This is a genomic window from Terriglobus sp. RCC_193 (assembly GCF_041355105.1).
Taxonomy (GTDB): Bacteria; Acidobacteriota; Terriglobia; order Terriglobales; family Acidobacteriaceae; genus Terriglobus.
Map to the genome: position 1 here is coordinate 138594 of NZ_JBFUPK010000004.1, position 14178 is coordinate 152771.

Annotated in this window: 9 protein-coding genes; 7 read left to right on the plus strand and 2 right to left on the minus strand. The window is 58.2% G+C overall.

The window, feature by feature from the left end:
• Positions 1 to 40 precede the first annotated feature (40 nt).
• The gene (locus AB6729_RS17540) at positions 41 to 3352 is read right to left on the minus strand and encodes a carboxypeptidase regulatory-like domain-containing protein (protein WP_371082954.1); all 3312 of its coding nucleotides are present in this window, start codon (positions 3350 to 3352) and stop codon (positions 41 to 43) included.
• 185 nt (positions 3353 to 3537) lie between these two features.
• Between AB6729_RS17540 and AB6729_RS17545 the strand changes: the two genes are divergently transcribed.
• From AB6729_RS17545 to rodA, 4 genes are all read left to right on the plus strand, one after another.
• Positions 3538 to 3861 (plus strand): hypothetical protein, encoded by a 324-nt coding sequence (locus AB6729_RS17545; RefSeq protein ID WP_371082955.1) that lies wholly within the window; start codon positions 3538 to 3540, stop codon positions 3859 to 3861.
• A 170-nt stretch (positions 3862 to 4031) separates the two neighbouring features.
• Positions 4032 to 4307, plus strand: a complete 276-nt coding sequence (gene rpsT / locus AB6729_RS17550; protein ID WP_371082956.1) for a 30S ribosomal protein S20 — start codon at positions 4032 to 4034, stop codon at positions 4305 to 4307.
• Between the two features lie 88 nt (positions 4308 to 4395).
• Entirely contained in the window at positions 4396 to 6405 is a 2010-nt protein-coding gene (gene mrdA, locus AB6729_RS17555) for a penicillin-binding protein 2 (RefSeq protein WP_371082957.1), read from the plus strand.
• 314 nt (positions 6406 to 6719) lie between these two features.
• Complete coding sequence (rodA, locus tag AB6729_RS17560) at positions 6720 to 7823, plus strand: rod shape-determining protein RodA (RefSeq protein WP_371082958.1); 1104 nt, start codon at positions 6720 to 6722, stop codon at positions 7821 to 7823.
• Positions 7824 to 7961: 138 nt separating this feature from the next.
• Here the strand turns inward: rodA and AB6729_RS17565 are convergent, their stop codons facing one another.
• On the minus strand, positions 7962 to 8582 hold the full coding sequence (locus AB6729_RS17565; protein ID WP_371082959.1) for an HAD family hydrolase: 621 nt from the start codon (positions 8580 to 8582) through the stop codon (positions 7962 to 7964).
• A gap of 46 nt (positions 8583 to 8628) precedes the next feature.
• On the opposite strand from AB6729_RS17565, the gene rpe reads away from it, so the two are divergent.
• The 3 genes from rpe (at position 8629) to AB6729_RS17580 (ending at position 14099) form a co-directional block, all read left to right on the plus strand.
• Positions 8629 to 9315, plus strand: a complete 687-nt coding sequence (rpe, locus tag AB6729_RS17570; RefSeq protein WP_371082960.1) for a ribulose-phosphate 3-epimerase — start codon at positions 8629 to 8631, stop codon at positions 9313 to 9315.
• 104 nt (positions 9316 to 9419) lie between these two features.
• Positions 9420 to 10613 (plus strand): M28 family peptidase, encoded by a 1194-nt coding sequence (locus tag AB6729_RS17575; RefSeq protein WP_371082961.1) that lies wholly within the window; start codon positions 9420 to 9422, stop codon positions 10611 to 10613.
• Between the two features lie 300 nt (positions 10614 to 10913).
• Positions 10914 to 14099 (plus strand): carboxypeptidase regulatory-like domain-containing protein, encoded by a 3186-nt coding sequence (locus AB6729_RS17580; RefSeq protein WP_371082962.1) that lies wholly within the window; start codon positions 10914 to 10916, stop codon positions 14097 to 14099.
• Positions 14100 to 14178: the final 79 nt, after the last annotated feature.

Below are 14178 nucleotides of genomic sequence, written 5' to 3' on the forward strand. Positions count from 1 at the left end.
TCGGGTCCCGGCCGGGGAGTCGGTGGTTCCGTGAACGTCCTTAGAAGGTGAGGCGTCCGGCAAGCTGGATCTGACGCTGTGCGCCCAGGCCCACCTGGTTGCCCACGGTAGCGGAGTACGTACCGAAGTTCGTACCTGCACCATTTGCGCCTGTGCCCACTGAGAAGGCTGTTCCAGGCTGTGCGCCACCGGTTGCAGTCGACGGAATGACCTGTGCCAGACGAACATTGCCAGGGTTGGCAAAATTCGGGTGGTTCAGGATGTTGAAGGCGTCTGCCGTGAACTTGAAGTGGAAGCGTTCTGTCAGGGCAAATTCCTTCTGCAGGGTCATATCCAGCTGGGTCAGGCTCGGACCGCTGATATCGTTACGACGCTGGTTGCCGAAGGTACCCGCCGCCGGCGTGGTGAAGGCGGCAGGGTTCAGGTACTGCAGGCCGTTCTTCAGGTACGGGTTTACGCCCGGCACACGGTTAGGACGGCGCACGTTACGGCTGTTGCCGCCACCCGGCACGTTCTGCACAGCGGTGGTCTGCACCACGCCGCCCACAACGATGGGGTTGGAGAAGGTCTGGCCAGCGTACGCTGTACCGGCATTGCCAACGTAGGCAACGTCAGGACGCGTGATCAGCACATCGATCGGCACGCCCGTGTGGAAGTTGACGATGCTGCCGATCTGCCATCCACCCACAACCGAGTTGCCAATGCTGCCTAGGTCAAACGACTTGCCCTTGCCCACCGGAATATCGAACAGAACAGTCGCATTCAGGCTGCTGCGGATGTCGTTGATGCCGCGACCGTACTCAGGCGTCTGTCCGTAGATCTGGAGAGGTTCCTGGGCGGTAGTGGCTTCGTTCGATCCTGAAGAGGTGCCGAGTTCCTTTGCCCACGTGTACTGCAGGCCCAGCGACAGACCGCTGGTGAAGCGGCGCTGCAGCGAGGTCTGCAGCGAGTGGTACTGGTCCACGCCGCCGCTGGTCTTGTAATCGACTTCCGCGAAGCGGTTGCCGAATTGGCGGATGGCCGTGCCTGCGCCGGTCGTTGGGTTGGTGGTCACATTGGTGATCAGGTTAGTGATGGAGCGCAGGAACAGGTTGCGTCCCGTCGATCCCACGTAACCGACCATGAATTGCATGTTGCCCGGCAACTGCTGCTGCACGCTGGCGGTGTAGCTGACGATCTTCTCCGGCACCTTGTAATTCGGAGCATACGCACGCGGCTGGTAGCCCAGCGTTGGCGAATTGATGTCGTAGTTGGCGTAGACGTCTGTCTGCGGATTGATCGGGTAAACCTTACCGCTGGTGGCCGTGCCGCCCGTGTTGGTGAAGGTACGGGTCACACGATCGTTGGCTTCCGGCTGAATCTGATCTTCCGTCTGGCCAGGTCCGAAGTACCATCCGCCGCCAAGACGGAAGACGGTCTTCTCATGCAGCATGGTCGGAGCGTACGTCAGGCCAAGGCGCGGCCCGAAGTTCTGTGTGCTCTTGAACCAGTCACCCTTATAGCCGGGGTAAATGGTTCCTGCAACCATGTCGAACACCACGTTCTTGTTACGCACTTCGTGCAGCGGCGAGTAGTACTCGTAGCGCAGACCGTAGCTTAGCGTGAGGTTCGGCTTGATCTTCCACTCGTCCTGCGCGTAGGCAATGTAGTAGCTCTGTTTCACCTGTGCATTGCCACTCAAACCGGTGAACGGGCTCTTGTCGCTCAGCGTGCCGTAGAACTGGATCTGGTCGGGCACGTTGTTCGCAAAGTTTGTGAACGAGTTGTAGGTGTACGTGGTGCCGCCAACCTGGTCGTTATAGAGCGACAGCGGACGGATCTCAACACCGTACTTGGTGTTGTGGTTGCCAACCACGTAGCTGAAGTTGTCGATGTACGAATAGCTCTGGCCGGTATACGGAGCGCCCACACCGTTGAACGAACTGGACAGCGAGATCAGCGAGCCAACGTTGGTCAGACCGGCAATCGCGATACGCGAGGAGCTCAGGTCCACGCCGCCCGTCGGTCCGGCAACGCCCTGTACGCGCATCTTGATGCCGTTGTAGCCGAACTTTGTTTCGTTGAAGACACGCGACGACCAAACCTGGTTCAGGGCCAGCACAGCGTTCTGCGGCACTTCCACCTGGTTAAAGCGGCTCAGCGAGGCGTCCTGCACCTGCGACGACACACCCTGATCACGGTTGTAGCGCGCATACAGATTGAAGCGGTCGTTGAAGTGATAGTCAAAACGGATATGACCGAAGTCTTCCTGGATGCGATTCTGGCCAACGTTGATAAGGCCTGCCGCGCCATTGTTGGCGATAGGGAAGGCTGCCAGCAGGGGCCGGAGCGCCGGGTTAGTCACCTGTGCGCGCTGTGCGGCGCTCAACGTGGTGGACGAGTAGGGAACTGCCCAGCCCTGGCGAAGACCCTCATACACGGCGGCGAAAAACAGCTTGTCCTTGATGATGGGACCCGCAAGCGAACCGCCAAACTGGTTCAGACGAAACTTCGGCGTGTTGTTCGGAGCGTTGCGGCGATTGAAGTAGTTGCGCGCGTCGAAGAAGTCATTACGGACGTATTCGAAGGCCGAACCGTGCAGCTGGCTGGTGCCGCTCTTGGTCACGAAGCTGATCTGGCCGCCGGTGCCGGTGCCAAGTTCTGCCGGGTAGTTCGATGAGTCCACGCGGAACTCCTGCACAGCTTCCAGCGATTGCTGCAGGCGGAAGAGGGACGGAAGTTCGCCGTTCAGGTTACCCGGGGAGGTATCGATGATGCTGGTGGCTTCAATGCCGTCCAGGCGGATAATGTTCTGCTCCACAGCGCGACCGGAGAAACGGATGTCGCCGAATGCGCCAGTGCCGGTGTTGGTGGCGCCAGGTGTCAGCAGGTAGAGCTGCGAAATCTGACGGCCATTGATCGGCAGGTTCTTAATTTCGCGCTCGGGAACGTTGGCGCCAATCTTTGCCGACGAGGTATCCAGATCAACCAGACTGCCCGCATTTACCGTTACGGAAGTCTCCGCGCCGGCAACGCCTACGGCGAAATTTTTCGTAACTTCCTGTCCAACGGCCAGCACCACGTTTTTGTTCTCGGCATTGGCGAAGCCAGCCGCCGTGATCAGCACGTCATAGGTTCCAGGCTGTAGCGACACGGCAACGTACAGGCCATCTCCGTTGGTGGTCACCACGCGCTCCTGCCCCGTCGCCAGGTTGCGGATGCTGATGGATGCATTGGAAACGGCAGCGCCGCTCGGGTCGGTTACGGTACCGGTGAGCCGTGCCGTGGTGGTCTGTGCTCCAGCGGCTGCAGCGGAAAGGCACGCAACCAATGCGATGCGCGCGGGAAAATGGAAAAACTTATCAGGCCTCATGCTTCTGAGGATTCCGTCTGCGCGTTGCCCAATGTTTACAGTGGGATGAATGTACGGTTACAAAGGGTGGGATTGCTGGGAAATTTTCCGGCCGATAGTCATCCGTCAACAAAGTTTTCGCTAACTGAACCTGCGTATTCAGCGTCCCCGCCGGAAGCCGGATGCGAACATAAGAGCATAAAAGTATGAAAGTCTTCCTGTTCGTCTTAATGGCCACGATCTTTGAAGCGGTAGGCGATGCGGTCATCCGGATTGCCATCGCGGCGCCCCGTCCGCACACGCGGATCGGATTCTACCTGTTAGGAACGGCGCTGCTGGCGCTTTATGGCACATCGCTCAATCTGGCCCCGGTAGAGTTTGCCACCGTCACCGGGCTCTACATTGCCACCCTGTTCGTGGTCTTCCAGATTACGAATTACATTCTGCTTCACACCGCGCCCACCCTGCCGGTGGTGGTGGGGGGATCGTTGATCGTGGCCGGTGGTCTGACAGTCTTTTTGTGGAAATAGAGTAGGAACCTCTTGCGTAACTGGCCAAAATCGACTACCGTAGAAGGGTTGGAGAAACTGCGGCAGACCCGTGCTGCGGAGGCTCCCATCTTGCAGCCGGCCTGAAAATGGTGACGGCGCTACCAGATTTCAGCCCCTGACAAGCGGCAAACGGAAGAGAAAAGAGTTCGATGGCAAATCACGTATCGTCCCTGAAGCGCTCCAAGCAGACCATTGCAAAGACCGCCGTCAATCGCTCCAACAAGACCAAACTGCGTGGTTCGCTGCGCCAGCTGCGCGAGGCCATCCAGAAGGGTGATGCCAAGACTGCCACCGAGCAGTACCGCGCCACCGTCTCCATCCTGGACAAGAGCGTCCAGAAGGGCGTGCTGCACGACAACACCGCATCGCGTTACAAGAGCCGACTGAACGCTCGCGTGAAGGCTCTGGCCACCAAGGCCGCGTAAGCTCCCACGAAAGTTTTCATTTCTCGTAAAAGGCACGGATCCTATCCGTGCCTTTTGCTTTTACACTCGTCCATGAGAGTGTCTCCACATGCTTCCCACTGACGCAAACAACCAGACTTTCTCCCGTCGCGATGAGAAAATCTCGCCGGGCAAACTGGCGGCTGCGCAGTATGTCATCGCGGCCATTTTGCTGGTGTTGTTCGCAGGACTGTGGAGGCTGCAGGTTCTGGGTGCGGACAACTACCGCCTGCTGGCAGAGGCCAATCGTGTCCGCAAGGTACCAATTCTGGCGCCGCGTGGCCGTCTTTTCGACCGTGAAGGCCGCCTGCTGGTCGACAACTACTCCTCCGTCACCTGTTTCCTGCTACGCGAACAATTGCGCGACGCCGACCTGCCGCTGATCGCCGAGGGGCTGCACCTGCCCATGGACCAGCTTCAGTACATCCTCCACCACTATCAGTACGCGCCGAAATACCAGCCAATTCCGCTGAAGCAGGACATTACCCCCGACGAGCAGGCGTTTATCTCCGCTCATTTCAATGAGTTACCAGAGCTGGAAACGCTGGAGGAGCAGCGCCGCCTGTACCCGCGCGACGGCTTCGCCGCCCACCTGATCGGCTACGTGGGTGAGATCAGTGAAAACGACCTCAAGAACCCCAAGTACGACTTCTACGAACCGGGCGACGTCGTCGGCAAATTCGGCGTGGAAGAGGCGTATGACGCCATCCTGCGCGGCACCGACGGCTCGCGTGACGTCATCGTCAACAGCCACGGCCGCGAAATCGGCAGGCTGGGCGAAGAACTCGCCGTCCCCGGCAAGGACCTGCGTCTGACCATTGATCTGGATCTGCAGATGGTGGCGGAAAAGGTGATGGAGGGCAAGAACGGCGGCCTTGTCGCCATGGACCCGCACACCGGCGAAATCCTCGCCATGGTGTCGCGTCCCACCTTTGATCCCAACCAGTTCGCGGTGCGCCTCTCGCGGACGTACTGGAACGGCATCCTCTCGGACACGAACCATCCGCTGATGAACAAGGCCATTCAGGCGCAACTCGCTCCCGGCTCCACGTTTAAGGTCATCATGACGCTCGCTGGCCTGCAGGAGAATGCAGCGCAGGATCTCCGCGTGGTTTGCAACGGCGGCGCAACGTTCTACGGCCACTTCTTCGGCTGCGATCGCCACCACGGTTCAGTGGACATCCGCAACGCGCTGCCGTACTCCTGCGACACCTACTACTACACGCTGGCCAACAAACTCGGCATCGACACGATTGCGAAATATGGGCACGAAGTCGGCATCGGGCAGAAGACGGGCATTGACCTGCCCGGCGAGGCCTCTGGCATCATGCCTTCACCGGAGTGGAAGCTGAAGGCACAGCGCGACAAGTGGTATGCGGGCGAAACCATCTCGGTCGGCATCGGCCAGGGCGCCACGCAGGCCAGCCCCGTCCAGTTGGCGCGCGCTCTCAGCGGTATCGCCTCTGGCGGAGTCTTCGTCCGGCCCCACTCGGTGATCGCAGACCAGCTCCAGCCCCAGATGCAGCAGGCGCTGGAGGAGAGCTATCCCGGCACCGGCAGGAAGCGCATCGACATCACGCCGGAAAACTGGGAGGCCATCACGGACGCCATGGCGAACGTGACCCAAAGCAGTATCGGCACCGCTGCGGAAGCGCATCTCGAAGGCATCGACTTTGCAGGCAAGACCGGTACGGCCGACGTCATCAGCGGTCGCAAGAAGGGAACCGCGGATAAGGCCACCCTGCCCAACGCATGGTTCGTGGGCATGACGCCGCGCCGCAACCCGGACATCGTCGTAGCCGTCCTGTGGGAACACGGCTACTGGGGCAACAATTCTGCCAAGCTCGCCGCGCAGGTCGTCAACGCCTTCGTGGAAAAACAGCGCAAAAAGGCCGGAAACCTTCGTCTGGTGCAGGCAGCATTGCCGCAGTCTCCCAATCAGGACAACCAGCCAAAAGATGACAAGTCCGCGCAACCGTCCGCCAGCACGAAGCCTGTAGTCCCATCGCAGAAGGATGCAGCGAAACCTTCGCCTCAGCCGGTGGCTCTGAAGCCAAACGAGCCGAGACCCAGCGCCTGATCTCGCAACAACCAGGAATGAAACCGCCAGCGAAGCTCATACGGCCAAAGGCCGTCATCCTGAGCGGAGCCGAAGGACCTGCTTTCTTTTCCTTCCTCTGGAATGCTTCCGGAAAGTCCATATCTGCCACTGTGCCGATAGCACGTCTTGCTGAAACATTGCAGATGAGGGAGAAGAAAGCAGGTCCTTCGACTGCACTACGCTATGCTTCGTTTCGCTCAGGATGACGGATGCTTAATGCTGAATTTCTGCGCAAAGCTGCGTCTCTTCGCGCTGCACTTATACTGAACACAGCCTACTGAACGCAGCCGCAGATGACCCGTTTTTCCGCCTATCGTGACTTTGACTGGACGCTCTTTGGCTTCGTGATGCTGATGAGCCTCATCAGTGTCTTCGAGATTTACTCCGCCACCATGCATACCAAGTTCCACGGCTTCCATACCAAGCAGATGATCTTTCTTGCGGTGGCCGTGCCATTGATGTTCATCGTTTCGCTCATCGACTACCACCGCCTGCTGGAGATTGCGCACTGGGCCTACGGCATCAGCATTGTGTCGTTGCTTGCGGTGCTTGCGGTGGGCAAAAAAGTCCTTGGCGCCAGGCGATGGATCGGGCTTCCCGGCGGCATCCACTTTCAGCCGTCCGAGTGGGTGAAACTCGTGCTCATTGTGGCGGCGGCGCGTTATTTCTGGGGCTTGTCCGGCAAGGAAGAGCTTGACTGGAAAGACATCGGCAAAGCCTTCGCGCTCATCGGCGTCCCCATGCTGCTGGTGCTCAAACAGCCCGATCTCGGCACCACCATGACATATTCGCCCATCCTCGTCGCGGGGCTGTTCTTCGGCGGCATCTCGTGGAAGAAGGCTTCCATCCTCATCGTCATCTTCGTCGTGATGGTGGCCGGTATATGGACCAGCGGCAAGGTGCTCAAGCCCTACCAGAAGGCGCGTCTGACCAGCTTCCAGCACCCTGAGAACGACCCCAAGGGCAGCGGCTACCAGGTGCGTCAATCCCTGATCGCCGTAGGGTCCGGCGGCATCTGGGGCAAGGGCGCAACGAAGGGAACGCAGACGCAGGGTGATTTCCTTCCCATCCCATACACTGACTTCATCTTCGCGGCGCTCTGCGAAGAACATGGTTTTGTCGGCGCGGCGCTGGTGCTGATCCTTTACTTCCTCATCCTCATCCGCCTCGTGCAAAACGCGCAGACAGCGAAAGACCCGCCCGGAACGCTGCTGGTCATGGGCGTCGCGGCCGTGATGATCTTCCAGATCGCCATCAACATTGGCATGGTGCTGGGCATGATGCCCGTCACCGGCATTCCGCTGCCGCTGCTCAGTTACGGTGGGTCCAGCATCATCTTCACGTTCCTCGCACTGGGTATCGTGATGAATGTGCGCATGACCCGCTTCGTGAACTAGGGTGTATCCACGTATAGCTTGAAGGGGCCCGGCTGAAGCCAGCCCCCTTCAAAGCGATACGGATGGTTCAGGAAGTTTTGTGGGCTATATGCGGCTAAGTATCTGGCGCACACTGCCTGCTGTGCGGAGTGGCAGCTCTTACACCGCTGGCGAGTCGGCTCCCGGCAATACCACCGGCACACGTACCCACTGCATCCCTGCGGCCTTCGCAGCAACAATGCCTGCATCGGCATCTTCAAACACAAGGCAGTCTTCCGGCGCGATACGCAGAAGCTCCGCGGCTTTCAAAAACGGCTCAGGATCAGGCTTGCCTTTGCTGTAATCCTCTGCACCCACCAGCGCTTCAAAGCGGTCCAGAATCTGCAGCGCAGAAAGCGTCTTGAAGATGTTTTCACGCGGCGATCCTGACACCACGGCCAGCGGAATCTTCCCGTACTGCGCGGTAATGTGCGCCAGGACGGAGGCGATGGGCCTGATGTTGCTTACGCCCAGCAGGTACTGCGCTTCCTTGTCTGCTACCACGGCTTCGGGGTCCATCGTGTAGCCAAAACGTTCGTTCAGCAGTTTCACCACACTTACCGGCGGAACACCCGCCCACTCGTAAAACAGGTTCTCCGGAAACGTGCCGCCATGCGCGCGAATTGTATCGGTCCACGCAATGAAATGTGCGGGCATGGAGTCCGCGATGGTTCCATCCAGATCAAACAGGTATGCCTTGAAATTGCCCGCGGGCAGGGCCAGTGAATCGCCGGTTAACATGGTTCCTCCTTCTTCCACCATACCGGCTTGATAAACTCAGCTTTAGATGATCGACCTTGCGTTTTCTATTCTTGCGGCTGACTTCGCCAACCTTGCGGAGGAGATTGCCACGGCCGAACGTGGCGGTGGCACCGTTTGCCATGTGGATGTGATGGATGGCCACTTCGTGCCCAACATCACCTTCGGACCGCCCGTTGTGGCCGCCGTGCGCCGCTGCACCAGTCTGCCGCTCGACGTGCACCTCATGATTGAAGATCCGGACCGCTACATTCCGGATTTCGCCCAGGCGGGTGCGGACTGGGTCATTGTGCATCAGGAAGTCTGTCGGCATCTGCATCGCACGCTCTCGCAGATCCGCGAACACGGCATGCAGCCTGCGGTCGTCATCAATCCAGCCACGCCTGTCGAGACGCTCATTGAAGTGCTGCCCATCGTGCATCACGTGCTGGTCATGACCGTGAACCCGGGCTTCGGCGGCCAGAGCTTCATCCCGCGCTGCGTGGAGAAGGTGCGGCATCTTGCGTCGTTGCGTGAGGAGATGAACCTGAACTTCCGCATTGAGGTTGACGGAGGCATTGCCACAGATACCGTCGGCGAGGTCGTTCGCGCCGGTGCAGACTTGCTGGTGGCGGGTTCCGCCATCTTCGCGGGCCCGGGAAATCAGGCACAGACGACGAAGAACGCTGAGGAATTCCTCCGTGTCGCCAGATCTGCGGGAGACCGCACGGTGTAACGGTTAGTTAGGAAACCTTTCTACTTGCACGGTGTGTTGTGAGTCCTTAGGATGAGAGCCAAACTCATCCAACCTCACACGCACCAGAAGAAGGGGATCCCTCCATGCTGAAGAAGCTCGTTTGTTCCTTTGTAGTGTGTTTGTCCGCGTCTTTCGCCTGCGCTCAGTCAACCCCGACCGCGGGCGTTCCGGACCCTATCGCTACCATGGTGGGGCGGCTCGATCTTGACCGATACAAGGCCACCATCAAGGGGCTGACGCAGTTTGGCGATCGCAGGCAGGGAACTGAGCGCAATCGCAAGGCTGTGGATTGGATTGAGGCGCAGCTCAAGAGTTATGGCTGTACCAACACCGAGCGTATCCGTTACGAGTATCAGCCCCCTGCAACGCCGCCGGTGCGGCCTCGCAGCACTGATCGTTCTGCGGGTCCCGGTGGTTCGCGTCGCCGTGGCAACATCTTCCCTGACACAGTGAACAGCGATCCTATGAAGCAGCCCGATGAAAAGATTCGTGCGCTTGATACTGAACCTTCCAAACCCGGTGAGCGCGAAGAGGTGTACTGCACCAAGATTGGCACAAAGCATCCAGACCAGATGTATATTCTGGGCGCGCACATGGATGGCATTGGTTGGGGCGAGGCCGCCAACGACGATGGCTCCGGCACTGCGTTGGTCATGGAATTGGCGCGCATTTTCAGCAGTCCCGATGTGACGACGGATATCTCCATCCGCTTCGCGCTTTGGAATAACGAGGAGACGGGACTTAACGGCGCGAGCGCTTACGTCACGCAACGCAAGGACTTGCAGGGTATTGAGTCACCGGCGGGTTCTGGTAAATATCCGGAACCGAAATGGCTGGGCATGATCCAGCACGACATGATGATGTTTGACCACGGGATGCCGCACAAAGACGGCACCATGAGCAAAGAGCAGCGCCCGGAAGCAGACGTGAACATTGAGTATCAGGTCACCTCAAAGTACGCGGATCAAGCCATGTTTTTGGCACGCACCTTCCAGCTTGCAGATGACAAATACGCTGCGAATTATCCCGCCAACGTGGGCCCGCACATGACCAATACGGACTCGACGCCATTCATGGACCTTACGCCATCGCTCAGCCTGCGCGAGGTGGAACGCGGCGCGCAGATGGGCAGCGGATGGGACCCGCAGCATCACCAGCCCACTGACGTGTACTCGTTCTATACGGATGACGATTTCCGTCTGGGTTTGAATGCGGCGCAGACGACGCTTGGCGCCATCGCACAGTTGACCGGAGCCGCCCTAACCCCTGGTAAATAGCGCAAACTCTGCGGAGCCTTCCGGCTCCTGGATGGCTCCACAGAGACCGCGACAAAGCAATGGCGTTTCCTTTCCTTGGAAGTGGGCTTGCGCGCAGAGCAAAATTTGTTACACTCCCGATAATTCGTTAATAAAACTAATTAGTTGGCCATTGAAGAGTCTCCTGTCTTCAATGGCTGCACCCCTGTATCTCCACGTGAGATCACACGCGCGCTCTCCCAGCGTGAAGTGTATGTTTTGCTGCACCGCACGATGTTCTGTTGCTGACCGTTGTACACACCGTGTTACCGGAGCTGAGGCATGACTCGTTTTTCCCGTTCGTTGTATGTTTCCATTGCAGTCGCAGCAACCAGTGTTGCGCACGCACAGACCACGGCCACGCTTTCCGGAGTTGTGAAAGATCCGCAGGGAGCATTGATCCCCAACGCCACTGTGACGGTTCATTCAAGTGCCACCGGAGCAGAGCGCTCCGTAGTGAGTGGGAACAGCGGCGAGTATGTTCTGCCCTCGCTGCAGCCGGGGGAATACACCGTCACCGTGGCGGCTTCTGGCTTCGCCACTTTCAAGGTGGAGAAATTTGTTCTGCAGGTGGATCAGAAGGCAGACCTGCCCATCCAGCTTTCTGTCGGCGCAGAGGGCGTTACGGTGCAGGTGGAAGGCGGCGCTCCTGTAATCGATGCCGGGACCATGACGGTCGGCCAGGTCATCGATAAGACGACCGTGCAGGAGATTCCGTTGAATGGCCGTCACTTTCTTGATCTTACGGTGCTCACTCCGGGCGGTGTAACGGCTCCGGCAAGCGGCAATCTCACGGCGCCTAGCCGCGGTGTGGGGGCTTTCTCGTTTCTTACGGCGGGTAATCGCGATGACAGTGTGAACTTTCAGATCAATGGCATCAACCTGAACGACATCAGCAATGCTCAGATCGTCTTCCAGCCATCCATTAACACCACTTCCGAGGTGAAGATCAATAACTCCACGCCATCGGCGGAGTATGGCCGCAACTCCGGATCGGTGACGAATGTATCCACGCGTTCCGGTAACAATGAGTTTCACGGCGAGGTCTTCGAGTACGTTCGTAACAATTCGTTCGACGCGCGTAATTTTTTTAACCCGAAGGGACAGGCGCAGGTCCCTTTGAAGCGTCACAACTTCGGTGCCTCTGTCGGCGGCCCCATCTGGCGCAATAAGACCTTCTTTTTTGCCAGCTACGAGGCCCTTCGTCAACATCAGGGTCTGTCTGTGAACACCATTGTTCTCACCGATGCGCAGCGAGCAGGTGTCACGGATCCCATTTCGCTGCAACTGATGCAGTTCATCCCGGAGTCACCCGGTGGTGTCTACACCGGATTCATCAACGGTCCGGTCAACATTGACCAGGGCACAATGGATATCCTGCACAACTTCAGCCAGAACGACACACTGCATGGCTTCTATGCCTTTCAGGAAGACATCCGTACGGAGCCGACGACGCAGGGCAACACGCTGCCCGGTTTCGGCGATCATCGCCCCGGTTATCGCCAGATTGCCACGATTAACGAAACGCACGTCTTCAGCCCATCGCTGATCAACGAGTTCCGGCTGGGTGCAAATCGTGTGAATGTTTCCTTCATCAGTAACTTCACCCAGGGTGCGTCCAGCTTTGGCATGAACAATTTTCCGGCGGGTGTAACGCCTGCGGCAGGCATTCCACAAACCACCATCTCTACCACCGGCATTAACATTGGTGGCCCCAGCGGATTTCCCTCTGGCCGTATCGACACGCTGGGCGCATTATCGGATGCCCTGACGTACATACACGGCAAGCACTCCGTGAAATTCGGTGGAGAATATCGCCGTTATCTGAACGCCAACTTCTCGCTGGATGCGGGCACGCTCAGCTTCGGTCCCTCGGCGGCGCTGACCACCACGGGTGGGGCCGTCGTCACCCCGGCGCGGACGGCTATTCAGAATTTTCAGTTGGGTCGCGCCACCGGTTTCAGCATCACTCCACAGTCCAACACCAGTCGTGTCTTCGGTAATGCTCTGGGCACATTTGTGCAGGACACATGGAAGGTGACTCCGAACCTGACGATTGAGGCCGGTTTCCGTTTCGAATGGTTTGGCACTCCGACGCTGGGCGCAGGCAAGGCGACCATCTTCAATCCGGCGGATCAGACCCTGAACTCTGTAGGCTCTCCGGGTTACAAAGACCTTTATAGCCAGAACTACAACTACATGCCGCGCCTCGGCTTCACTTACGATCCTTTCGGCAAGGGCAACACGGTTTTGCGTGGAGGTTATTCCATCGCCGCTGACCAGCCGCTCTCAGGCCTGGTGACCACGCTGAGTGCTAATCCGCCATACACGAACCGCGTCAGCTATACCGCTTCGGCTTCCGGAACCTTCACGCAGGGCAGCAGCACGTATCTGCCAAGCATTCCGCTCAACGCGCTTTATGCCTCTGCCGCGGCAACGGCCATCTCCGTGGGCGCGGTACAGAATAACTACAAGAACGGCACCATCCAGAGCTACAACCTGAATCTGCAACAGTCGTTGCCGATGAATATGGCGCTTTCCATTGGCTACTACGGTTCGGTGGGGCGCCACCTGCGACAGAGCCTGAATGTCAATCAGATCAACCCGACCACCACTGTGCGAAACTTTACAAAAATCTCAGCCAGCAGCCCGATCAGTCCAAATGCATCCCTGAACGCCAATGTCACTCAGGCGTCCAGCATCGGTCAGTCCAACTACAACGCGATGTGGTTGAACATCCGCAAAAATATGGGACGTGGTTTCCAGGTGAATGCCACATATCAGCTTTCCAAGTCACTGGATCTGGGGTCCGGCACAGGAACGCAATTCACAGACAGCACTCGTCCTTACCTGAACTATGGCCCGTCGGACTTTGATACGCGCCACCGCATCTCTGGAAACGCGGTCTATCAGTTGCCATTCAAGGGCAATCGACTGGTGGAGGGCTATCAAATTTCCGGCATCCTGCAGTGGCAGACGGGGAATCCGCTGAATATCATCACCACTTCGACGTATACCGGCACCACTGGCGTGCAGCATCCCACGTTGTTGCAACCTGTGCAATATCGCAAGGACTACGTTTATTCCGGCACATCGCCTACAGTTCGCTGGTTTGCCTCTGGTGGCGCGGACAACAATCCCGGCGGCACGGTCTGCACCGCTGTAACCTCGGGCTGCACCTTTTACGCGCCAACTTCCGGATTCGGCACCATGGGTAGGAACGCTCTCGTGGGACCCGGTTTCGCTAACTTTGACCTGTCACTGGCAAAGAACACCCACATCATGGAACATGTCGCGTTTCAGCTTAAGTTAGACATGTTTGACGTGTTTAACCATCCCAGCTTTGGCAATCCCGGCACCACAGCACAGAGCGGCGCCACTTTCGGCGTCATTACAGCGACACGATTCCCCATTGGCGACCTTGGGTCCTCGCGTCAGTTGCAAATCTCAGGAAAACTGACTTTTTAAGGGAAACTCCATCTGTCCGAGCCGCCGTCGCCTTCGGGCACGGCGGCATTCTTTGTATCGGGCCTTCCCATGAAACGCT